At 73.2% G+C, this 22,896-nt stretch carries 18 protein-coding genes and 1 pseudogene; 12 read left to right on the plus strand and 7 right to left on the minus strand.

The window, feature by feature from the left end; genetic code table 11:
• Positions 1 to 79 precede the first annotated feature (79 nt).
• The 6 genes from rimO (at position 80) to ACRWND_RS10685 (ending at position 4,918) form a co-directional block, all read left to right on the plus strand.
• Positions 80 to 1,576 (plus strand): 30S ribosomal protein S12 methylthiotransferase RimO, encoded by a 1,497-nt coding sequence (rimO, locus tag ACRWND_RS10660; protein WP_431948420.1) that lies wholly within the window; start codon positions 80 to 82, stop codon positions 1,574 to 1,576.
• Positions 1,573 to 2,310 (plus strand): CDP-diacylglycerol--glycerol-3-phosphate 3-phosphatidyltransferase, encoded by a 738-nt coding sequence (gene pgsA, locus ACRWND_RS10665; protein ID WP_431948422.1) that lies wholly within the window; start codon positions 1,573 to 1,575, stop codon positions 2,308 to 2,310. Before rimO ends, pgsA begins: the two co-directional genes overlap by 4 nt.
• Positions 2,307 to 2,852 (plus strand): CinA family protein, encoded by a 546-nt coding sequence (locus ACRWND_RS10670; RefSeq protein ID WP_431948424.1) that lies wholly within the window; start codon positions 2,307 to 2,309, stop codon positions 2,850 to 2,852. The genes pgsA and ACRWND_RS10670 overlap by 4 nt, the downstream gene beginning before the upstream one ends.
• A gap of 90 nt (positions 2,853 to 2,942) precedes the next feature.
• A complete protein-coding gene (locus tag ACRWND_RS10675) occupies positions 2,943 to 3,326 on the plus strand; it encodes a helix-turn-helix domain-containing protein (protein ID WP_089228334.1) in 384 nt (127 codons plus the stop codon).
• Between the two features lie 212 nt (positions 3,327 to 3,538).
• On the plus strand, positions 3,539 to 4,009 hold the full coding sequence (locus ACRWND_RS10680; RefSeq protein WP_431948426.1) for a Dps family protein: 471 nt from the start codon (positions 3,539 to 3,541) through the stop codon (positions 4,007 to 4,009).
• Between the two features lie 549 nt (positions 4,010 to 4,558).
• A complete protein-coding gene (locus tag ACRWND_RS10685) occupies positions 4,559 to 4,918 on the plus strand; it encodes a hypothetical protein (protein WP_431948428.1) in 360 nt (119 codons plus the stop codon).
• Positions 4,919 to 5,185: 267 nt separating this feature from the next.
• Here ACRWND_RS10685 and ACRWND_RS10690 read toward each other — a convergent pair whose 3' ends face one another.
• Positions 5,186 to 6,013, minus strand: coding sequence for a DNA-formamidopyrimidine glycosylase family protein (locus tag ACRWND_RS10690; protein WP_431948430.1), 828 nt, complete (start codon positions 6,011 to 6,013; stop codon positions 5,186 to 5,188).
• Positions 6,014 to 6,040: 27 nt separating this feature from the next.
• On the minus strand, positions 6,041 to 10,750 hold the full coding sequence (locus ACRWND_RS10695) for an ATP-dependent helicase (protein WP_431948432.1): 4,710 nt from the start codon (positions 10,748 to 10,750) through the stop codon (positions 6,041 to 6,043).
• A gap of 258 nt (positions 10,751 to 11,008) precedes the next feature.
• Here ACRWND_RS10695 and ACRWND_RS10700 point away from each other — a divergent pair, with 258 nt between their 5' ends.
• Positions 11,009 to 12,229 carry a PucR family transcriptional regulator gene (locus ACRWND_RS10700; RefSeq protein ID WP_431948433.1) on the plus strand — a complete coding sequence of 407 codons (1,221 nt, stop codon included), beginning with the start codon at positions 11,009 to 11,011 and terminating at the stop codon, positions 12,227 to 12,229.
• Between the two features lie 6 nt (positions 12,230 to 12,235).
• Here the strand turns inward: ACRWND_RS10700 and ACRWND_RS10705 are convergent, their stop codons facing one another.
• The 5 genes from ACRWND_RS10705 to ACRWND_RS10725 all read right to left on the minus strand — a co-directional run bounded on the left by ACRWND_RS10705 (position 12,236) and on the right by ACRWND_RS10725 (position 17,524).
• On the minus strand, positions 12,236 to 13,138 hold the full coding sequence (locus ACRWND_RS10705) for a hypothetical protein (RefSeq protein WP_431948435.1): 903 nt from the start codon (positions 13,136 to 13,138) through the stop codon (positions 12,236 to 12,238).
• Positions 13,139 to 13,405: 267 nt separating this feature from the next.
• The gene (locus ACRWND_RS10710) at positions 13,406 to 14,506 is read right to left on the minus strand and encodes a sensor histidine kinase (protein ID WP_431948437.1); all 1,101 of its coding nucleotides are present in this window, start codon (positions 14,504 to 14,506) and stop codon (positions 13,406 to 13,408) included.
• On the minus strand, positions 14,503 to 15,168 hold the full coding sequence (locus tag ACRWND_RS10715) for a response regulator (protein ID WP_431948439.1): 666 nt from the start codon (positions 15,166 to 15,168) through the stop codon (positions 14,503 to 14,505). Before ACRWND_RS10715 ends, ACRWND_RS10710 begins: the two co-directional genes overlap by 4 nt.
• Before the next feature lie 436 nt (positions 15,169 to 15,604).
• Positions 15,605 to 16,813: a PP2C family protein-serine/threonine phosphatase gene (locus ACRWND_RS10720; protein ID WP_431948441.1), complete on the minus strand. Its 1,209-nt coding sequence runs from the start codon at positions 16,811 to 16,813 to the stop codon at positions 15,605 to 15,607.
• 129 nt (positions 16,814 to 16,942) lie between these two features.
• The gene (locus ACRWND_RS10725; RefSeq protein WP_431948443.1) at positions 16,943 to 17,524 is read right to left on the minus strand and encodes a TMEM165/GDT1 family protein; all 582 of its coding nucleotides are present in this window, start codon (positions 17,522 to 17,524) and stop codon (positions 16,943 to 16,945) included.
• A gap of 349 nt (positions 17,525 to 17,873) precedes the next feature.
• Here ACRWND_RS10725 and ACRWND_RS10730 point away from each other — a divergent pair, with 349 nt between their 5' ends.
• From ACRWND_RS10730 to rny, 5 genes and pseudogenes are all read left to right on the plus strand, one after another.
• Positions 17,874 to 18,068 (plus strand): DUF3046 domain-containing protein, encoded by a 195-nt coding sequence (locus ACRWND_RS10730; protein ID WP_431948445.1) that lies wholly within the window; start codon positions 17,874 to 17,876, stop codon positions 18,066 to 18,068.
• A gap of 134 nt (positions 18,069 to 18,202) precedes the next feature.
• A complete protein-coding gene (locus ACRWND_RS10735; protein WP_431948447.1) occupies positions 18,203 to 19,381 on the plus strand; it encodes an AI-2E family transporter in 1,179 nt (392 codons plus the stop codon).
• A 187-nt stretch (positions 19,382 to 19,568) separates the two neighbouring features.
• Positions 19,569 to 20,708, plus strand: a complete 1,140-nt coding sequence (gene recA, locus ACRWND_RS10740) for a recombinase RecA (RefSeq protein ID WP_431948449.1) — start codon at positions 19,569 to 19,571, stop codon at positions 20,706 to 20,708.
• Positions 20,663 to 21,304: pseudogene (gene recX / locus ACRWND_RS10745) on the plus strand (recombination regulator RecX); the annotation flags it as partial. The gene recA and the pseudogene recX, both read left to right, overlap by 46 nt.
• A gap of 138 nt (positions 21,305 to 21,442) precedes the next feature.
• Positions 21,443 to 22,885 (plus strand): ribonuclease Y, encoded by a 1,443-nt coding sequence (rny, locus tag ACRWND_RS10750; protein ID WP_431948451.1) that lies wholly within the window; start codon positions 21,443 to 21,445, stop codon positions 22,883 to 22,885.
• The last annotated feature ends 11 nt before the right edge of the window (positions 22,886 to 22,896 follow it).

The following is a 22,896-nucleotide window of genomic DNA, read 5'->3' on the forward strand; positions in this document are numbered from 1 at the left end:
GCCCGGCGCAGGACACCCGTCCCGGCGCCGGGCGCCGCTGCGCGTCGGAGCCCCGTCGGGGACAAAGTAGGCTGAGCCTATGTCCGAACCCCGTACCGTCGCTCTTGTCACGCTCGGCTGCGCCCGTAACGAGGTGGATTCCGAGGAGCTCGCCGGCCGGCTGGCGGCGGACGGGTGGCAGCTCGTCGACGACGCCGCCGCCGCCGACGTCGCCGTCGTGAACACCTGCGGCTTCGTCGAGGCCGCCAAGAAGGACTCCGTCGACGCCCTGCTGGAAGCCAACGACCTCAAGGCCCATGGCCGTACCCAGGCCGTGGTCGCGGTCGGCTGCATGGCCGAGCGCTACGGCAAGGAGCTGGCCGAGGCCCTTCCCGAGGCGGACGGCGTGCTCGGCTTTGACGACTACGCGAACATCTCCGACCGCCTGCAGACGATTCTCTCCGGCGGCATCCACGCCTCGCACACCCCGCGCGACCGCCGCAAGCTGCTTCCGATCAGCCCGTCCGACCGGCAGGCAGCGAGTGAGGTGGCGCTGCCCGGCCACGCGCAGGCCGCCCCCGAGCCCGCTTCCGCCCCGCAGGACCTGCCCGAGGACCTGCCCGAGGGGCTCGCACCCGCCTCCGGACCGCGCGCCCCGCTGCGCCGCCGCCTGGACGACAGCCCGGTCGCCTCGGTGAAGCTGGCCTCCGGCTGCGACCGCCGCTGCTCCTTCTGCGCCATCCCTTCCTTCCGGGGCTCGTTCATCTCCCGCCGCCCCTCCGACGTGCTCGGAGAGACGCGCTGGCTGGCCGAGCAGGGCGTCAAGGAGATCATGCTGGTCAGCGAGAACAACACCTCGTACGGCAAGGACCTCGGCGACATCCGGCTGCTGGAGACGCTGCTGCCCGAACTGGCCGCCGTCGACGGCATCGAGCGCGTGCGCGTCAGCTATCTGCAGCCCGCCGAGATGCGCCCCGGCCTGATCGACGTGCTCACCTCGACGCCGAAGGTCGCGCCCTACTTCGACCTGTCCTTCCAGCACTCCGCTCCCGGGGTGCTGCGCGCGATGCGCCGCTTCGGCGACACCGAGCACTTCCTGGAGCTGCTGGAGACCATCCGCTCCAAGGCGCCGGAGGCCGGGGTCCGCTCCAACTTCATCGTCGGCTTCCCGGGGGAGTCGGAGGCCGACCTCGAGGAGCTGGAGCGTTTCCTGGGCGCGGCCAGGCTGGACGCCATCGGCGTCTTCGGCTACTCCGACGAGGAGGGCACGGAGGCGGCCGGCTACGCGGACAAGCTCGACGAGGACGTGGTGGCCGAACGGCTGGCCCGGGTGTCCCGGCTGGCCGAGGAGCTGACCGCGCAGCGCGCCGAGGAGCGGCTCGGCTCCACGGTGCACGTGCTGGTCGAGTCCGTGGACGAGGAGGAGGGCGCGGTCGGCCGCGCCGCCCACCAGGCGCCGGAGACCGACGGCCAGGTCGTCCTGACCTCACAGGAGGGCCTGGCGCCCGGTACGTTCGCCGCGGCGAAGGTGGTGGACACCGAAGGCGTCGACCTGGTCGCGGAGCCGCTTGGCACGACGGAGGAGGCCCGCAGATGACGGGAGTCCCGGCGTCCGCCGCCGGCGATCACGGGACCGCGCCCGCCGTCCAGGCGGCCGCGGCCCGGCGGCCCTCGCTGTGGAACATCGCCAACGTCCTGACGATGGTGCGGCTGCTCCTGGTGCCGGGCTTCGTCGTGCTGCTGGTGCACGACGACGGGCACGACCCGGCGTGGCGCTCCTTCGCATGGGCGGCGTTCGCCATCGCGATGATCACCGACCTCTTCGACGGCGAGCTGGCCCGGCGCTACGGGCTGGTCACCGACTTCGGTAAGATCGCCGACCCCATCGCGGACAAGGCGATCATGGGCGCGGCGCTGATCGGGCTGTCCGCCCTCGGCGACCTGCCCTGGTGGGTCACCGCGGTGATCCTCTTCCGCGAGCTGGGCATCACCCTGATGCGGTTCTGGGTGATCCGCTGGGGCGTCATCCCGGCCAGCCGCGGCGGCAAGCTGAAGACGCTCACCCAGGGCGTCGCCGTCGGCATGTACATCCTCGTCCTCACCGGGCCGCTGGCGACGTCGCGGGCGGTGCTGATGGGCGCCGCGGTGGTGCTCACCGTCGTGACGGGCCTGGACTACGTGCGCCAGGCGGTCGTCATGCGCCGGGCCGGACGGGCCGCGCAGCGCGCGGACGCCGCGCGCCGGGCGCACGAGCGGGCGACCGGGACGGAGGGGAGGCTCGCGCAGGACACGCCGCTGGAGCTCCCGGAGGAGCAGGGAACGGGCGCGTGAACACCGCCGCCGACGTCCTGGGCCTGCTGCAGGCGCGGCAGGAGTCGCTGGCCGTCGCCGAGTCGCTGACCGGCGGCCTGGTGGCGGCCGAGTTGACCTCGGTGCCGGGCGCCTCCCGGTGCTTCCGCGGCTCGGTCACCGCCTACGCCACCGAACTGAAGCGGGACGTCCTGGGCGTGGACGGCACGCTGCTGGCCGAACGTGGGGCCGTCGACCCCGAGGTCGCGCGAGAGATGGCGGTGGGTGTGCGGGGCGTGCTGCGCGCCGACTGGGGGCTGGCGACCACCGGTGTCGCCGGACCCGATCCGCAGGACGGGCAGCCGGTCGGAACGGTCTATGTGGCGGTCGCCGGGCCGGCCGGCACGCGGTGCGAGGGACTGCGGTTGGACGGCGACCGCGCCACCATCCGTGCCACCACGGTGAACGCCGCTCTGACCCTCCTGCGGCAGACGCTTGTGAAGGGCCGGGATACCCCCGACGGATCCGCGGCGGCGAGGGTAGGGAAGACGGCGGGGGGAAGGGATGTTTGCAGCCCTGAGTGAACACGTCATCGCTCCCCGCACGGCCGGTGCCGGAGGCGGTACGGTGGGGCGAGAAGGTTGCGAATTCGCGGTCCGAGGAGGGAGCCACCGATGATTCTGCTCCGTCGCCTGCTCGGTGACGTGCTGCGTCGGCAGCGCCAGCGTCAGGGCCGCACCCTGCGTGAGGTCTCCTCATCCGCCCGGGTCTCCCTGGGCTATCTGTCGGAGGTCGAACGAGGGCAGAAGGAGGCTTCCTCCGAACTGCTCTCCGCGATCTGTGACGCCTTGGACGTCCCGATGTCCGAGGTGATGCGGGAGGTCAGCGACGATCTGGCGCTTGCCGAGCTTGCCGAGTCGGCTGCTGTCGAGTCGGCAGCCGCGCCTATGCGGCCGCTGCTGGGCGCGGTTCCGTCCGTACCGTCCGGTCCGGACGAGCGGGTCACCATCAAGGCGCCGAAGGCGCCCACCGAGGCCGTGGACGTCGTCGCGGCCTGAGCGACACCAAGCGGTTCCGAACCATGGCCCCGGCCGGTGGACCACCGGCCGGGGCCATGGTGTGTCCGGGGGCGGCGGGCGGCGGTGTCGGTCGGTCCGTCGGTGTCGGTGGGTCGGCGGCGTTTGGTTCGCGGATCCGGGGAAGGCGCTCATATGACGGGTTCCGCCGAGAGGCGGTCCCGCTACGTGAGCAATTCCCGAGGAGGAGCGGCATGACATTCGTGAAGAGCACGCTGCCCGAGGCCGACCGCCGGATCGTGGGCGAGGCGCTCCAGCACACCCTCAGCGACCTCATTGACTTGTCGCTCGTCGCCAAGCAGGTGCACTGGAACGTTGTGGGGGCGCGGTTCCGGTCCATCCACCTTCAGCTCGACGACGTGGTGACCACCGCGCGGACCTACGCCGACACCGTCGCGGAACGGGCGGCCGCCATCGGCGTCACGCCCGACGGGCGTGCCGGGACGGTGTCCAAGGGCAGCAGGATCGACGAGGTGTCGGACGGCTGGATCAAGGACGACAAGGTGGTCGCGGTCATGATCGCCGCACTGGACGCCGTGATCAGGCGGGTGCGCGCGGGGATCGAGGCGACGGAGAAGCCCGATCCGGTGACCCAGGACATCCTGATCGGCCTGGCCGCCGATCTCGAGAAGCACCACTGGATGTTCCAGGCGGAGAACGTGTGACCCGATCAGGGCCTCGCACGTGACTCACACGTGTCTGAACTGCGGAAACGACGGTTTCGAGGTGTGCCGGCGCGTCTCACGGCGTGCCGTGGGTTATCGGGTAGCGGAAGGATCCCGGAATCCTTCCGGCCGGCCGGAACGCGACCGGAAGACGGGTGGAGCGTTCCGCTCACACCCCCGTGCCGGCGTTGCTGTCCTTTTCGGGCGTGCCGTGGTGGGGGCGGACGGGCGGCGGCACCGGCCGGGTCTTCGGGGTACGGGCCGCACGGGCGTCGACGGGTCGGCTGAGCGACGAGACCGGCGGGGGCCCGGAGGTCACCCCGGGGCTAAGGGCAGGCTAAGGGCGTCGTCGCCCTGGGTCGCCGTCCGCCGCAAAATGTCGCAGGTAGTAGCGGTATGCGTCCTCCGTTCGAGTGAACGCGGTCCGAGGCCTACCGGCGGAGGTCTAGAGATCTTGCCGGCAGGGGATCGCACCTGTGTACGGGGAAAGCCCGGGACTGGGTCCTTGGTGATTCCCGCCGCAACCTCGGGGCTCCGAAGGAGGCGGCCATGTATGTTCTCCGCCTGTTTCACGAGCTGTGGGCCCAGCGGGCGGTCCGCTGGGCGATCGCTTTCGTCGCGGGTGTGGTGTGGTGGTGGGCCCTGCTGAGGCTCGTCGCCCAGCCCGCACAGGCAGGCTCCTTCGAGGGCCTGGTCGTCGCCGGTGGCTGGGGGCTCAGCATCGTCCCCCTGCACACGGCGAGGTGGTCACGGGGATCATCGTCCGCCGCCCGGGCGGCCGTCCGCGAGGTTGAGGGCCCGGTGCCGGGAGGGCTTCCGGGAAGAGTGCCGGGACCCCGGAGCACGTCACGGCTCGGCCATGACGACGCCCCCGTCAGGGCGCGGGGTGCGGCCGGTCGGCAGGGCTGACACGGGGCACGGGTGACCGGTTGTGGAAGCCGGTGCGAACGCGGGTGCCCGCGCCCGGGCCCTCTCGCGGTCCTCGGGCGCGGCGCACACCGGTGCCTGCGGCACCTCGCACCTCGCACCTCGCACCTCGCACCGAGCCCCCGAGACGGGCGCGGGACGGGGCTGGATGACGGAAGCCCTCGGTGACGCCGCCACCGGTGTGCGGGGTGACGGCCGGGCGAGGGCCTCCGCCGTCGGAGCCGACGGGGCCGGTCACGCCGATTGTCCTCAGCGGGACCGCGGCGCCGGCCGGGAGGATGGCGTCGGTGCCGGCCCCCGCTGGCAGTGCGGGCACCAGTACGTCACCCGGGGCTGCCCGGGCGGTCCCAGTTCGGCGACGCGGATCTGCGTGCCGCAGCGCAGGCAGCCGTGCCGGTCGCGGCCGTACACCCAGTGGGTACGGCCGCGCCGGGTGTCGCCGGTGGTGATGTGGCCGTGCCGGGTCTTGTTGGCCTGCAGCAACTTTCTGGCGAGTGCGACGACCCGTTCCGGTTCGGGGACGTCGCCGACCGGCGTCCAGGGCGTGACGCCTCGCAGGAAGCACACCTCGCACTTGTAGACGTTGCCTATGCCGGCGAGATTGCGCTGGTCCAGCAACGCGTCACCGACCGGCCTTGCCGGGTCGGCGGTCAGCCGGCGCACCGCCTCCACCGGATCCCAGTCCGGGCCGAGCAGATCCGGCCCGAGATGGCCGACCGCCCGATCCTCCTCGGCAGACCGCAGCAGCTCCAGCACGGGCAGCCGGTAACCGACCGCGACCCGTTCGGCATGGGCGAGGACCGCCCGGACCTGGTGGTCGGGGCCGCCCCGCCAGCGCTCGCCGGGTGCGTACACCTGCCAGGAACCGTCCATGCGCAGATGTGAGTGGAGGGTCAACCCGCCCTCGATCCGGATCAGCAGGTGCTTGCCTCGGGCCACGACCTCCTGCACGTGGCGTCCCGACAGGTCGGTCGTGGCCAGCCGCGGCACGCGCAGGTCCGCGCGGAGCAGGACGTGGCCCGCCAGCGCCCGGTGCAGCCGGTGCGCGGCCAGCCAGATCGTGTCGCCCTCGGGCACGGCTCCCCCTGTTCCCGTCGTGTGCGTTCAGGACCGCAGCCGCAGGCCGCGGGGTGTCGCGTGGAAACCGGCCGCCTCCAGGGCGCGGCCGAGCGCCGAGGTGAGAGCCGACTCGCCGTTGGTGCGCTCCACGGTGAGCCGGCCGAGCGCCCCGTCCCGCACAGCCAGGGCGAGTGCGTCGGCGGCCGCCTGCAACCGCTCCTCGTCCGCGCCGCCGCCCTCTCGGCCGTCGGCCGCCGCCCCGGCGGGCCCGGGCCAGGCCAGCAGTGTCTTCCCGCCGCGCTCCACGTACAGCGTGAGCTCGCCGTCGACCAGGACGACCAGCGCCCCCGCCTTGCGTCCCGGCCGGTGGGTCACCCCCGCGGGCTGTTCGGGCCACGGCAGGGCGGCCCCATAGGCGTTGGCCGGGTCGGCTGCGGCCAGCACAACGGTGCGCGCCTTGTCGTGCCGGGCCTCCTCGCGCTCCCGCGCGTTGCTGATGGCCCGCAGCCGGTCCACGGCGCCGTCCATGGCGAACTGCGCCGCGCCCAGGCCCTCGACGACGTAGCCGCGGCGCGCCTGGCCGGTCTCCTCGAAGGCCGAGAGCACCCGGTACGCGGCCGAGAAACCGCCCTCCACACCCTCGGCGGCCACCGCGCCGCGGGTCACCACGCCGTGCCGGTCGAGCAGGGTGTGGGTGAGTGCGTGCGCCCGGTGCGTCGCGTCGGGCTCCACGGCCGGCACCAGGGACCAGCGGCCGGCGGTCGTCGGCGGGCCGCTCCGCGAGGCCGTCGCCCTTGGCGAGGGCCGGCCGGTACGGGCCGTGAAGGCGCCGTAGCGGCCTCGGGGCACCGCACGCGGTGCCCGGTGCGCGGTGGAGCCGGCCGTGCGGCCGGAGCCGAGCAGGGCGCGCAGCGGCGCGAGCGTGTCATTGGTCAGCCGGCCCGACCAGGCCAGCTCCCAGAGCACCTCGGCGAGTTCGGGATCGGACACCTCGTGCCCGGCGGCGCGGACCTGCTCGCAGATCTGGCGGAAGAACAGCCCGTAGCCCCCCGAGAGGCCGTCAAGGACCGCGCGGTGGACCGGGGAGAGCTCCAAGGGCTGCGGCTGCGGCAGCAGCAGTGGTGCGGAGTCGGCGAGATACAGCGACACCCAGCCGTCCTTGCCCTGCAGGGCGCCGGCCCCCGCCCACACGATCTCGCCGGCCGACGTGAGCTCGTCCAGCATCGCCGGGGTGTAGTCCGCCACGCGGGCCGGCAGGACCAGCTTCTCCAGGGCCGAGGCGGGCACCGCGGCGCCCTGGAGCTGCTCCACGGCCCGCACCAGGCCGTCGAGACCGCGCAGACTGTGCGTGCCCACGTGCTGCCACTGCGGCAGGAAGGCGGCCAGGGTGGTCGGCGGCACGGGTTCCAGTTCCTGCCGCAGCGCCGCCAGCGAGCGCCGTCGCAGCCGCCGCAGCACTCCGGCGTCGCACCACTCGTGGCCCGCGCCGCCCGGCCGGAACTCACCCTGCACGATCCTGCCGGACGCGGCGAGCCGGTGCAGGGTGCCGTCCGCGACGGCGGTGCCCAGGCCGAAGCGCTGGGCGGCCTCGGCCGAGGTGAACGGGCCGTGGGTACGCGCGTACCGGGCCAGCAGATCCGCCAAGGGGTCCCGGACGGGCTCGGTGAAGGCCTCCGGCACGCCGACCGGCAGCGCGGTGCCGAGCGCGTCCCGCAGCCGCCCGGCGTCCTCCACGGCGGCCCAGCGGTCCGCGCCCGCGACACGGACCCTGATCACCCGGCGCGCGCCCTCCAGCCCGGCCGCCCACCCCGGCTCCGCTCCGCGGGCGGCCAGCTCGGCGTCGTCCAGCGGGCCGAGCAGCCGCAGCACGTCGGCGACGCCCTCGGGATCCTTGATCCGCCGGTCCTCGGTGAGCCACTGCAGCTCGCGCTCCAGCTCCACCATGACGTCGGCGTCCAGCAGTTCCCGCAGCTCCGCCTGGCCCAGGAGCTCCGACAGCAGCCGGGAGTCCAGCGAGAGGGCCGCGGCGCGCCGCTCGGCCAGCGGCGAGTCGCCCTCGTAGAGGAACTGCGCCACATAGCCGAAGAGCAGCGACTTGGCGAACGGCGACGGCTCGGGTGTCGTCACCTCGACCAGCCGTACCTTGCGGGACTCGATGTCGCCCATCAGCTCGACCAGCCCGGGGACGTCGAAGACGTCCTGCAGGCACTCGCGGACGGCCTCCAGCACGATGGGGAAGGAACCGAACTCCGAGGCCACCTGGAGCAGCTGGGCGGCCCGCTGGCGCTGCTGCCACAGCGGGGTGCGCCGGCCAGGATCGCGGCGGGGCAGCAGCAGCGCGCGGGCCGCGCACTCCCGGAACCGCGACGCGAACAGGGCGGAACCGCCGACCTGGTCGGTGACGAGCTGTTCGACCTCGCCCTTGTCGAAGACGACGTCGGCGGCGCCCACCGGTGACCGGTCGGCGTCGTACTCGGCGCCCTGCCGGGCGGGCTCCGCGTCCAGCAGCTCGAGGCCCATCAGGTCCGCGTCCGGAAGGCGCAGCACGATGCCGTCGTCGGCGTGCATCACCTGCGCGTCGAAGCCGTACCGCTCACCGAGCCGGGCGCCCAGCGCGAGCGCCCACGGGGCGTGGACCTGGGCGCCGAAGGGGGAGTGGACGACCACCCGCCAGTCGCCCAGTTCGTCCCGGAAGCGCTCGACCACGATGGTACGGTCGTCCGGCACATGGCCGCAGGCCTTGCGCTGCTCCTCCAGGTAGGCCAGCACATTGTCGACAGCCCAGGGGTCCAGGCCCGCGGCGGCCAGCCGAGCCCGTCCCTTTCGCGGATCGAGGGCGGCGACCTCCCGGAGGAAGGCGCCGAGCGCGCGCCCCAGCTCGAGTGGACGGCCGAGCTGGTCGCCCTTCCAGAACGGCAGCCGCCCCGGCACACCTGGGGCAGGGGAGACCAGCACCCGGTCGCGGGTGATGTCCTCGATCCGCCAGGAGGTCGTGCCCAGGGTGAAGACGTCGCCCACCCGTGACTCGTAGACCATCTCCTCGTCCAGTTCGCCGACTCGGCCGCCGCCCTTCTTCGGGTCGGCGCCGGCCAGGAACACCCCGAACAGCCCGCGGTCGGGGATGGTGCCGCCCGAGGTCACCGCCAGACGCTGCGCGCCCGGCCGGCCCGTCACGGTGTTCGCCACCCGGTCCCACACCACGCGCGGGCGCAGCTCCGCGAAGGCGTCGGAGGGGTAGCGCCCGGCCAGCATGTCGAGCACCGCGGTGTACGCCGAGTGCGGAAGCGCCGCGAAGGGCGCCGCTCGGCGCACCACCGCCAGCAGTTCGTCGACGTCCCAGGTGTCCAGCGCCGTCATCGCGACGAGTTGCTGCGCCAGCACGTCCAGGGGATTGGCCGGGACGCGCAGCGCCTCGATCGCCCCCTCCCGCATCCGCTCGGTGACGACCGCCGACTGCACCAGGTCGCCGCGGTACTTGGGGAAGACCACTCCCGTCGAGACGGCGCCCACCTGGTGTCCGGCCCGGCCCACGCGCTGCAGTCCGGACGCCACCGAGGGCGGGGACTCCACCTGCACGACCAGGTCGACCGCGCCCATGTCGATGCCCAGCTCCAGGCTGGACGTGGCGACGACGGCCGGCAGCCGGCCGGCCTTGAGATCCTCCTCCACCAGGGCGCGCTGCTCCTTGGAGACCGATCCGTGGTGGGCCCTGGCCAGCAGTGGGGGTGCCCCCTGCGCCGCCCCGGACTGCGCCATGATCTGCGCGGGCGGCGCTCCCTCAGGCAGGGGTGCGCCCATGGCCCGCTCGTACGCGATCTCGTTGAGCCGGTTGCACAACCGCTCGGCCAGACGGCGGGAGTTGGCGAAGACGATGGTCGAGCGGTGGTCCTGCACCAGGTCGGCGATGCGCTCCTCGACGTGCGGCCAGATCGACGGCCTCGGGTCGTCGCCCTCGGTGGCCGGAGAGCCGCCGAGCTCGCCCAGATCCTCGACGGGGACGACCACCGACAGGTGGAACTCCTTCTGCGACGGGGGCTGGACGACCGTCACCTTGCGCCGCGGCGACAGGAAGCGCGCCACCTCGTCCACCGGGCGGACCGTCGCCGACAGCCCGATGCGCCGCGCGGGGCGCTCCAGCAACTCGTCCAGCCGCTCCAGCGACAGCGCCAGGTGCGCGCCGCGCTTGGTGCCCGCCACGGCGTGCACCTCGTCCAGGATCACGGTCTCGACGCCGCGCAGCGACTCCCTGGCCGAGGAGGTGAGCATCAGGAACAGCGACTCGGGGGTCGTGATCAGGATGTCCGGTGGCCGGGTCGCGAGCGCGCGCCGCTCGGCGGCCGGGGTGTCGCCCGAGCGGATCCCCACCCGCACCTGCGGCTCCGGCAGCCCCAGCCGCACGGACTCGTGCCGCAGACCGGTCAGCGGGCTGCGCAGATTGCGCTCCACGTCGACGGCGAGTGCCTTCAGCGGCGACACGTACAGCACGCGGCAACGACGCTTTGCCTCGGCCGGCGGCGGCGTCGACGCCAGCCGGTCCAGGGCCGCCAGGAACGCCGCGAGCGTCTTGCCGGAGCCGGTGGGGGCGACCACGAGCACGTCCGAACCGCCGGCGATCGCCCGCCACGCTCCCGCCTGGGCGGCCGTGGGCGCGCTGAAGGCCCCCGTGAACCACGCGCGGGTGGCGGGGGCGAACGCGTCGAGGGCCCCCGCGGGATCCGGCTCCTGCGGGGTGCGCCCAGTGCTCCGTGGCGACATGTCATCCATCCTGCCTCGCCGCACTGACAAAGCGCCCTCGCCTCGGGCCCGTGCCCCTCTCACCGGCCGGGACGGGCGGGGAGGCGACGGCCTGGATTCGGCTCCCGCGACGGCCCGGATTCGGCTCCGGTACCGGGGCGCGATCCTTGGCGCCGGCCGTCGCCGTGGCCGCGGAGGTGACCGCAGGACAGCGCAACGTCACCGGGTGACGGGTTAATGTGACCCGTCACAACAGGCGCGTACGTGAGGGGTGGGACGATGGCGGCCGACACCCTGCCGCTCCTGTCCGACGCGGCCCGCGCCCTCGCCGCGCGCTGCGAGCGCAAGGTGAACGAGATCGCCCGCTCCATGACGACGGGCGCCCCCTCCACCGATCTCAGCGGTCACGCCGAGCCGCCCGCCGGCGCCGAGGACGGGGAGATCGCCGCCACCGCGCGCGACTGCCTGCGGCTCTTTCTGGGCCGGGGCGCCGAGGGCGGCCCCACCGAGCGGCCGGAGCCCGCCGGCGTCGACCGTTTCAGGGAATGCGCCGCGCGGTATGCCGAGGAAGGGGCGCCCCCGCACCTCGTGCTGCGGAGCCGTCTGCGCGGCACCGCCGTGCTCTGGCGGGCGCTGCGCGCGGTGGCCCGCCCCGGGGAGGAGGCCGCGCTCGCCGAACTCGCCGACGTCCTCATCCATGTCCAGGAGGGCATCGTCGGCGCCGTCTGCGAGACGTATCCGGACGAGCGGAGCACCCGTGCCAGCGAGCGCCGTGAGGAACGCCGCGCCCTGGTGCGGGCGCTGCTGGACGGCTTCCTGCCCCCGGAACGCTTCCCCGCCGGGCTGTTGGGCCTGACCGGCGGCGCCCTTGTGCTGGCCCTCCACTTCCCGGCCGAGGGCTCCGACGCACGCCCCCCGGCCGCCGCGTACCGCAGGCCCCGCCGCGTCCAGGCCGCGCTGGACCGCGCATTCGGCATCGAGGTCCCGGCTCTGCTCGACGAATGCGGCGGCCACGCCGTCGTGCCCGCCCGCCTGGCCCCGTCCGCTGACGACGCGCTGCTCGCCGCGCTGCGCCGCGCCTGCTCCCCGGACATACGGCTGGCCGCCGTCCGGGCGGCCGGCCCCGAAGAGATCCCGGGCGCTGCCCGCACGGCCTCGGAAGTGCTGCGGGTGGCCCGCGCGGGCGGGCTGCCGCCGGGGCTTCACCGGCTCGACGACGTACTGCTCGAGTACCACCTGTCGCGGCGTGACGAGAGCAGCGGACGCATAGCCGCCCTGCTCGACCCGATCGCGCACCGCGAGGATCTGGTCGAGACGCTGCGGACCTACCTCGGCTGCCGCCAGGAACGGCGCAGCACGGCCCGGCAGTTGGGACTGCACCCCAATACCGTCGACAACCGGCTCGCACGGATCGGCGAGCTCACCGGGCTCGACCTCGCCGCGCCGCACGGTACGACCCTGGCGCTGGCCGCGCTGCTGCTGCGCGACGCCGCCGGTTGAGCGGGTTCAGGCGAGACGCCCGTACGCCCGCAGGGTGAGCAGCGCGTCGAGGGTGGCCAGGGGCCGCCACTCCAGGGACGACGCGGGTGTCCATCCGGGCCGGCGCGCGGGCCAGCCGCCGTCCTCGTGCTGGCATGCCGCCAGGTGGTCGAGAGCGCGGTCCATCTCGGCGTCCGTGAACCATTCCCGCGCCAGGGACTGGGGAGTACGGGCGTAGTCGTACGCGCAGCGCGGCGAGCCGCCGGGGGAGCCCGTTCGTGACGCGCGCTCCGTGGGCCGGCCGGGGTCCAGCGCGACGAGCCGCTGCTCGCGCACGATCCGTCCCAGCCGCGCCGCCGCGTCATGGGCCCGCGCGTGGTCGGGCGCGTGGTCCAGGAAGGCCATCGCGGCCACGGCCTCGCCGGGGTGGGTCTTGTCGAGGGTCTCGACCGTCGCCCAGCAGAAGTCCGTCGCGCGGAACAGCCAGGCGTGCCACACCTGGTTGCGGTGCAGGGTGCCCACCACGGGCCCGGTCGCCAGCAGGTCGCCCGGAGGACTCTCGACCGGAGTCAGCCACGGGGCGGCCGGGAAACCGCGCAGGGAGGGGTGGAGGGCGGGCAGCGCGCCCTCCGGGGTCGATGCGGCCGTCACATAGCGGCAGATCTGTTCCGCGCGCCGGCCACCGCACCTGCCGATCTCGTCGAGCACGCGCAGTGCGTGGACCACGTGCCGCGGTTGGCTGGCCGTGCCGCGCAGGTCGGGGTCGAGGGCGTGGCCGTAGCCCTCGTCGGCGTTGCGGTAGGCGGACAACGCGGTCTCCACCGCGTCCGCCGGGCCGTTCCGGAAGTGGTACGCGAACCTGTGCTGCTCGAGAACCCGTGCGGTCAACCACACGAAGTGCTCGGCGCGATCTAGCGGGTTGGCTGGCATGTGCGCACAGTAGGCCTCCGTGAGCGGCCCGCACGCGCAGGTGCGCAGGGAGCACCCGGGTGTGCGACCGCGCGCCCCCGGTACGGGTCACGGGCCGCCTGCGCCGTTGACGACCCCGCCGCTCCCCCAACGCAGCACGCGGCGCCGCTGGCGGCTGCGCGCCGTGCGGGGCCCTGGTCGTACCGGCGAGGCCCCGTGCGGGGCCCGGGCGCCGTGTCGGGGCACGGCCGGCGGCGCTCGTTCGGGCCAGGCGGCGGTGGCGCCGCTTCAGGCGCCCGCGGCGGGCAGCTCCAGCCTCAGCTCGTAGCCGCCGTCGGCTGTCGGGCCCGAGGTGACGGTGCCGCCGAGCAGCGCCGCGCGCTGCCGCAGGCCGACCAGGCCGTAGTGGGCGCTGGGCAGCGGGAGCGCCGGCCGGGTGGGCGCGGTGTTGGTGACGGTGACCCGGACGGTGCCGCCCTGGTGGTTGATCCGGACCCGCGCCGAGGCCCCGGGCGCGTGCTTGCGCACGTTGGTCAGCGCCTCCTGCACGGTGCGGTAGACCGCGCGCTGCACTGTCGGCGGCAGCCCGCCCGGCAGGTCCGGCTGGAGGTCGGCCTCGATCCCGCTGCCGCTCACCAGCCGTTCCAGGTCGGCCAGCGAGGGCTGCGGGGTGAGCTCCGTGGGTCGGCCGCCGGCGGCGCGCAGCACGCTGACCATGTGCCGGAGCTCGTCCAGGGTCTGCACGCTCAGCCGCCGGATCGTCGCCGCGGCCTCCTTGACCTCGGCGTCCCGCGTGCCGACCTGGAGCGCACCGGCCCGTACGGCGATCAGGCTGACCTGGTGGGAGACCACGTCGTGCATCTCCCGGGCGAGCTGCGCGCGTTCCTTGGCGAGGACCGTCTGCGCGGTGAGCAGCCGCTCGTGGTCGCGGGCCTCCGAGATCTCGGCGAGCCGCAGCGACAGGTCTCGCCGGGCCTGGACCAGCTGGCCGAGGAAGACCGGGGCCGCGGCCGTCGCCGCCGTGTAAGTCAAGGTGATCAGCGTCGACGGCTCCAGCAGGTCGACCTTCGGCGCGGGCCACGGCACCATGTCCGCGATGGTGAAGCACAGCGCGCACACCGCCAGCAGCCACCGGCGGCGGGTGAGCGAGGCGAGGGTGTAGAGCGCGGCCAGCGTGGCGAAGGCCGCGTCCGAGACCAGCACGGCGGGCACCGTCAGGACGAAGGTGACCAGCGGCACGCGGCGGCGCAGCATCAGGGCGACGGCGCCGCCGAGGGCGCAGCCGAAGCGCACCGACTCCTCGGGGTCGACGTTGGCCCAGATGTCGAACAGCGAGACCGCGACGACGGCGAGGTCCATCGCCACGGGCGACGGACGCCGGAATCTCATGCGCCCTCACCGTCCTGCGGCCGTCTGAGCAGCCCCGCGCGCTCGGCGAGCAGCGCCGCCTGCACCCGGCTGCCCACCTGCAGTTTGGTCAGGATGGCGCTCACATGGTCCTTGACCGTGCCCGTTCCCAGGTGCATCCGCCCGGCGATGTCCGCGTTCGACAGCCCCTCGGCGACCAGGAGCAGGACGGCGCGCTCGCGCTCGGTCAATCGGGCCACGCCGCGGGCGGCCGATTCCTGCGGGCCCGCGCCCAGGTACCCGTCCACGACCGTCCGGGTGACCTTGGACGACAGTACGGCGCCGCCGCCCGCCAGGCTGCGCACCAGGAACGGCAGTTCCTCGGGGTCCGTGTCCTTCAGCAGGAAGCCGGCAGCGCCGGAACGCAGCGCCGTGGCCACGTACTCGTCCATGTCGAAGGTCGTCAGCATCGCCACCACCGGAGGACGCGGCAGCCGCCGGAGCCCGGCCAGCACGGTCAGCCCGTCCACGTCGGGCATCCGGATGTCCAGCAGGACGACGTCGGGCTGGGTCTCCTGCGCGGTGCGGATCGCCTGCCCGCCGGGCACAGTGGCCACGACCTCGATGTCGTCCGCCGCATCCAGGATGCGCTGGAAGCCCGTACGGATCAGCGCCTCGTCGTCGACCACCAGTACCCGGATCACGCGTGCTCCACTCGCCACCGGACCCCTGCCCGATTCCTACCATGCCTCGGGCCGTCCGGCGCGCGGAGCAGGGCGTCCGGCCGGGGCGGGGAGGGCGCCGCGAGCGGAAGGCGGTCGCGGGCGACCGGGACGGGACCCGGGCGGTTCGCATGCGCACGGTGACCGCTCCGGCCGTCGCGACCCCGGCGGTCGGCGCCCCGGCGCCGGGCGTTCACGACCGCAAGGAGACGACGTGGAGGTCTACCGCCGTCCCACCGTCCGCGGCCGCCAGGCCGTGGGACGCTGCCGGCCGCCTGGGCGACGTCCGTGCCCGCGCCCACCTCCGGTTCCGCAGGAGCCCCGCCCGCGGCCGGTACGGCGGCCTCCCGGGCAACGGGGCGCTGTCGGCGGTCGGCTGGCCGACACCGGTCGGGCAAGGGCCCATCCGCCCGGTCCCTCAGGAGGTGAGCAGCCGATCGCCGGACGTGGCCGGGGAGGCCGGGCGGTACCCGTCGCCGTACTGCACCGCGATCATGGCGATGTCGTCCTCGAGCGTGATGTCGCCGCCCACGTGCGCGGAAAGTCCGTCGAACACGTGCTGGATCAGCTCCTCCGGCTGGGAACCGGGCCAGGCGGCCACGGTCGCGGCCAGGTCGTAGAACTGACCCTCGCCGTTGCGGGCCTCGAGGGCGCCGTCGGTGTAGAGCAGCAGCGTCGGCCCGCTGCCGAAGGGGAAGGTGTCGACGACGTAGTCCTCGGCGTTCAGGCTGCCCAGGCCGAGTGGGGGAGAGGGCTCGGCCGGGGAGAGCAGCCGGGTGCGGGACCGGTGCGCCATGTAGGGCGGGGGGTGCCCGCAGCTGACCATGTGGATCTCGGCGCAGTCGTCGGGAACCTCCAGGACCAGTGCGGTGATGAACCGCTCCAAGGCGTTGGCGTCGGTCCGGCCGCTCTCCTCGAAATGGCCGCGCACCGTGTGCTCCAGGTCGGCCACCAGTTCCGGGAGCGAGTCGATCCTGCGGGCGGCCCCCCGGAACGCCCCGAGCAGGGCCTCCGCGTCCTCGACCGCGGTCAGCCCCTTGCCCCTGACGTCCCCGATGAGGAAGCGCACCCCAGTCGCGCTCCGGGCCACGGCGTACAGGTCCCCGCCGATCTGTGCGTAGGGATGGGAGGCGTGGTACGCCGCCCGCACGAGCAGCGGCCCGATGCGCGGAGGCAGCGGGCGCAGCAGGACGCGCTGGATGGTGTCGGACACGATCCGTACCTCCATCAGCTCCCGGACGCTGCGGTCACGGATGTTGCGGGAGGCGATGACGAACGCCGAGACGAGGAGGATCTCCAACTGGTGCACGGCGGGGATGGTCGTGCCCAGCAGGTTGTCGTGGACGTCCAGCACAAAGGCGGCGACGCACGACAGGGCGGCGCTCAGGGCCGTCGTCCAGGCCCCCGCCAGCACGGCCGTGGTGGCGGGGACCACCACCATCAGCGAGGCCAGGTGCTCGGTGGGCGGCAGGATGAAGCCGGCGGCGACGATGGAGCCGATCATGAACAGGGCCAGACCCAGCGGCCCGTGGCCCTGGGTCAACAACGTCACCCATGAGGTGCCGGTCCGCGCGCCGGGCGGGGCCGCCCGGCGCCGGGGCAGCCGCCGTAGGATGCCGCCCTTCATCGCGGCTCCGGGCCCCCGGCGGGAGCCGAAGCACGGAGGTCGCCCTCCAGCGCCGGCGGTCGCATAAACCGAATGTACGCCCTGCAACATCACCGGTCATCACGCTGCTCGACAGGGCCGTCGGGAACGTCAGCCCGTGAACGCCTCGACCAGGGTCCAGACGGCCAGGCCCGCCATGCAGACGCCTCCGGCGCGCTGGATGGTCTGCAGGGGGACCTTCTTCGCGATGAAGCGGCCCACCACCAGGGCGAGGGCGGAAACCGCCATCAGGGCGGCGGCCGATCCGATCGCGGTCGGCAGCCAGCCGTTGGTGGCGGCGAGGTTGGCGGTGGTGATCTGCGTGAGATCGCCCCACTCGCCGATGAAGACGGCCGTGAACGCGGTGGAGTACACCGGCCAGAACCCGGACACGGTCCTGCCGGCCTCGTCGTGATCGTCGTCGCCCCCGCCCCGCAGCAGTACCACGGCGCCGAAGGCGAACAAGGCGGCGGAGACCAGTTTCACCGCCATGCTCGGCAGCAGGCTGATCAGGCTGCCGGCGCCCACCGCGATGGCCACGTGCACGATGAAGGCGGTCGAGGTCCCGAACCAGACGTACAGCGGGCGCATGCGCGTGCCCATCGCCAGCGAGGCGAACATCGTCTTGTCCGGGAGTTCGGCGAGGAAGATCAGCCCGAAGGCGGTGACGAGCGCCAGGGGGTCGAAGGTCATTCCGGTGCTTTCTGCTGGGGCCGGACCGCAGACTCGACGGCACCCAGAGGGCGACGGGAAGCGCCAACGGCCCGGCACGACGGAGTGGCCCGCACACTGGTGCGGGCCAGGTCTTGCCTTGGCCGAAGGTCTCGTCCACCCCGCACCCGGTGCGGCGGCCCGGCGGCCGGGACGTCCACGGACGTCCAGTATGTCGACCAGCCGGTATTGCGGGACTACTCCCCTTCGCTGCGCCCAGTCTACCCGAGGCGCCGACGGGCCCCCGCGGGTGCGGCGGGCCTGGTAGCCGGCGCCTGCGCCTCAGTGCGACGCCCGCCCGTTCGGTCGGTGGCGCGCGATAATGGGGCACATGAAGCTGACGGTGTTCTGGGAACGGATGCGCGCGCACTTCGGCGAGGCGTACGCCGACTCCTTCGCGCGCGACCACGTGATGTCCGAGCTCGGCGGCCGGACCGTGCACCAGGCACTGGACGAGGGCTGGGAGACCAAGGACGTGTGGCGGGCGGTGTGCGCGGCCGTCGACGTTCCGGCGTCCCGCCGCTGAGCCGGGGTGGGGCTGACGCCGTGGCGGGAAGAGACGAGACGATAGCCGGGGCGAGCGAGGGGACGCGGTCGCCGGGGGAGCCCGGGGATCCGGGACGGGGGACGGGGGCGGGGGAGGGCGCCGGGGGTTCCGGTATGCCGCGCTGGCTGCCGAAGGCGATGCTGCTGGCTTTCGCGCTGCTGGCCGTCTTCCAACTGGCGAACTGGGCATTCCACCAGGTCATCGGTTTGCTGGTGAACATCCTGCTGGCCTTCTTCGGAGCCCTGGCGATCGAGCCGGCGGTGGACTGGATGGCCGCGCGCGGTATGCGCAGGGGATGGGCGACCGGGCTGGTCTTCCTGCTCGTGCTGGCCGCCGGCGGGATCTTCGTGGTGCTGCTCGGCTCCCTGCTGGTGGACCAGATCACCACGATCGGCCGCAACCTGCCGGAGTACGTCGACGACGTGGTCGTGTGGATCAACCAGACCTTCGGCACCGACTTGTCCGTGGGCAAGCTGCAGGAGAACGTGCTGCACTCCGACTGGCTGCGCACTTACGTGCAGCGGCAGGCCGGCAACGTGTGGGGACTGTCGGCGACGGTGCTCGGCGGGGTCTTCCAGGTGCTGACGATCAGCCTCTTCACCTTCTACTTCGCCGCCGACGGCCCCCGGATGCGCCGTGCGGTGTGCTCGGTGCTGCCGCCCGCCCGGCAGGCCGAGGTGCTGCGGGCCTGGGAGATCGCGGTGGCCAAGACCGGCGGCTACCTGTACTCGCGGGCGCTGATGGCGCTGATCTCGGGCACCGCCCACTACGTGCTGTTCGTGGTCGTCGGGGTGCCGTACGCGCCGGCGCTGGCGGTCTGGGTCGGCGTGGTCTCGCAGTTCGTGCCGACGGTCGGCACCTACCTGGCAGGGGCGCTGCCGATGCTGATCGCCTTCACGCAGGACCCTTGGGACGCGGTGTGGGTGCTCGGCTTCGTGGTGCTCTACCAGCAGTTCGAGAACTATGTGCTGCAGCCGCGGATCACCGCGCGCACCGTCGACATCCACCCCGCGGTGGCCTTCGGATCGGTGATCGCCGGCGCCGCGCTCCTTGGCGCGGTGGGCGCTTTGGTGGCGATCCCGGCGACGGCGACACTGCAGGGCTTCCTCGGGGCGTACGTGAAGCGGTACGCCGTGACGGATCCGCGCGCGCACGGGCCGCAGCGGCGGCCGCTGTTTCGCCGGCGATCGCACGAAGGCGGTCCGGGCGGGGCGGACGGCGGAAGCGAGGACGGCGACACCGGCGGGGCCGCCGGGACCGGCCGTGGCGGGGCGGACGGCGGGGGCGCCTGAGGCCGGGTCGCTTGACATGAAAATCGAACATCCATTCTCATGGATGTCCGGGCCCGGTTTCCCAAGGGCTTCCACGGACTCCCGTGGGGTTGTCCACAGGCCGGGGCGGCGTCGGGGCGCATTGTCAGTGGCAGGCAGTAGCGTCATGGACGTGAAGCGAACGACTCAGACACCCAGGGTGGAACCCATGGCAGGAACCGACCGCGACAAGGCGCTCGACGCCGCGCTCGCACAGATTGAACGACAGTTCGGCAAGGGTGCTGTCATGCGCCTCGGTGATCGGCCGAACGAGCCCATCGAGGTCATCTCGACGGGGTCCACCGCCCTGGACGTCGCCCTCGGTGTCGGCGGTCTCCCGCGCGGTCGTGTGGTGGAGGTGTACGGCCCGGAGTCCTCCGGAAAGACGACCCTGACCCTGCACGCGGTGGCCAACGCCCAGCGAGCCGGCGGCAAGGTCGCCTTCGTGGACGCCGAGCACGCCCTCGACCCGGAGTACGCCCGCCGCCTCGGCGTGGACGTGGACTCGCTGCTGCTGTCCCAGCCGGACAACGGTGAGCAGGCCCTCGAGATCACCGACATGCTGATCCGCTCCGGCGCGCTGGACCTCATCGTGATCGACTCCGTGGCTGCCCTCGTGCCGCGCGCCGAGATCGAGGGCGAGATGGGCGACTCGCACGTGGGTCTGCAGGCCCGTCTGATGAGCCAGGCGCTGCGCAAGATCACCGGTGCGCTGAGCCAGTCCAAGACCACCGCGATCTTCATCAACCAGCTCCGTGAGAAGGTCGGCGTGATGTTCGGCTCCCCGGAGACGACGACCGGTGGCCGGGCGCTGAAGTTCTACGCCTCCGTGCGTCTGGACATCCGCCGCATCGAGACCCTCAAGGACGGCACCGAGGCGGTGGGCAACCGCACCCGTGTGAAGATCGTCAAGAACAAGGTCGCGCCGCCCTTCAAGCAGGCCGAGTTCGACATCCTGTACGGCCAGGGCATCAGCCGCGAGGGCGGGCTGATCGACATGGGTGTGGAGCACGGCTTCATCCGCAAGTCCGGCGCCTGGTACACGTACGAGGGCGACCAGCTCGGTCAGGGCAAGGAGAACGCGCGGAACTTCCTGCGTGACAACCCCGACCTCGCCGACGAGATCGAGAGGAAGATCAAGGAGAAGCTCGGCATCGGCGTCCGGCCCGAGGCCCTGGCCGAGGAGTCCGGCACCGCCGCGGGCGCTCCCGCCGACGCAGCGGCGGCTGACCCGGCCAAGGCCGATGCAACGACCATCCCGGCGCTCAAGGCCACCAAGGCCACCAAGGCCGCGGCCGTCAAGGCCTGACGGTGGCGTCCGGGCACAAGGGTCGCGGAGCCTTCTCTCCCTCCTCGCCTGCCTTCGGGCAGGAGAGGCCCGGGGTCGAGCCGGAGCGCCCGCTGGACCCCGTGGAGCAGGCGCGGGCGCTCTGCTTGCGCCTGCTCACCGGGACCCCGCGTACTCGCAAGCAGCTTGCGGACGCCATGCGCCGCCGGGAGATTCCGGAGGAGGCGGCGGAGCATGTGCTGGAGAGGTTCGAGGACGTCGGGCTGATCGACGACCAGGCGTTCGCCAACGCCTGGGTGGAGTCCCGGCACCACGGCCGGGGCCTGGCCCGACGCGCCCTCGCCCAGGAACTGCGCACCCGGGGGGTGGACGCCGAGGCGATCGGTCACGCGGTGGGGCAGCTCGACGCGGAGCAGGAGGAGGAGACGGCGCGCGCTCTCGTCGACCGCAAGCTCCGAGCCACTCGCGGCCTGGAGAGGGAGAAGCGGATCCGCCGGCTCGCCGGGATGCTGGCCCGCAAGGGGTATGCCGAAGGGCTCGCCCTGAGAGTGGTCCGCCGCGCCCTGGAGGAGGAGGGCGAGGATGCGGAATCGCTGGCGCAGTACCTGCCCGACTGAACCTCCGTTGAGGTTCCTTGACCGTACCTGTGTGTCCACTTAGCCTCACAACGGGTGAGGGATTGGGGCCTCGCAGATACGGGAGTTGGTGCCATGGGCATCGCGCTGGGGACCGAATCCGTTTTCACGGTCGTGGCCGTGGCTGTCACCGTGTCCGTCGCCGTCCTCGCGGGCGTGCTGCTCCAACGGCTCCATGCGGAGCGTGAGCGGCTCAGGGCGGCCGCCGAGCGCGAGGCCCGGGAGATCCGGGCCACCGCGAAGGAGGAAGTCCGCGAGATCCGGGCCGACTTGGAACGGCGCGAGCAGCGGCTCGCAGACCGGGAGTCCCGTATCGACGCCGAGTCGGAGCAACTCCACCGGCGGCGCCGCGAACTGGCCGAGGAACGCGAGGAACTGGAGCACCGCCGCGCCGAGCTCAACCGGCTGGAGGACGAGCGGCGCGAGGTCCTGGAGCGCGTGGCCGCCTATACCGCCGCCGAGGCCCGCGCCGACCTTGTGCGCTCCGCCGAGCAACAGGCCAAGCGTGAGGCGGCGGTGATCGTCCGCGATATCGAGCGGGCCGCCCGTGACCGCGGAGAGGAACGCGCCCGGCGCATCGTCGCCGGGGCCATCCAGCGAGTGGCCACCGAGCAGACCGCCGAGTCGGTGGTCTCGGTGCTGCACCTGCCGGGCGACGAGATGAAGGGCCGGATCATCGGCCGCGAGGGCCGCAACATCCGTGCTTTCGAGGCCGTCACCGGGGTCAACCTCATCATCGACGACACGCCCGAGGCGGTGCTGCTCTCCTGCTTCGACCCGGTGCGCCGCGAGGTCGCCCGGCTCGCCCTCGACGCGCTCGTCACCGACGGCCGCATCCACCCGCACCGCATCGAGGAGGTCTACGAGCGCAAGCAGGCCGAGGTCCAGCAGTTGTGCGTGCGCCACGGCGAGGACGCGCTCACCGAGATCGGTATCACCGACATGCATCCCGAACTGGTCGCCCTGCTCGGGCGGCTGCGCTACCGCACCTCCTACGGCCAGAACGTGCTCGGCCACCTTCTGGAGTCCGCCCACATCGCAGGCATGATGGCCGCCGAGCTCGGTATCGACCCGTCCGTGGCCAAGCGCGGCACGCTTCTGCACGACATCGGCAAGGCACTCACCCACGAGGTCGAGGGCAGCCACGCCCTCATCGGCGCCGACCTGGCGCGGCGGCACGGGGAGTGCGAGGACGTCGTCCACGCCATCGAGGCTCATCACAACGAGGTCGAGCCCCGCACCGTCGAGGCGGTCCTCACCCAGGCCGCCGACGGCATCTCCGGGGGGCGTCCCGGCGCACGGCGCGAGTCCCTGGAGAGCTATGTGCGCCGGCTCAAGCGGCTGGAGCAGATCGCCGCCGCGCACCCGGGCGTCGTCAAGGTCTTCGCCATGCAGGCGGGCCGCGAGGTCCGGGTCATGGTGAGTCCGGAGGACGTGGACGACATCCAGGCGCAGGTCATCGCCCGCGACGTGGCCAAGCAGGTCGAGGAGGAGCTCACCTACCCGGGCCAGATCCGCATCACCGTCGTCCGGGAGTCCCGCACCACGGAGTGCGCCCGCTGAACACACCGCGG

The organism is Actinacidiphila sp. bgisy167, from assembly GCF_965342175.1.
Classification (GTDB): domain Bacteria; phylum Actinomycetota; class Actinomycetes; order Streptomycetales; family Streptomycetaceae; genus Actinacidiphila.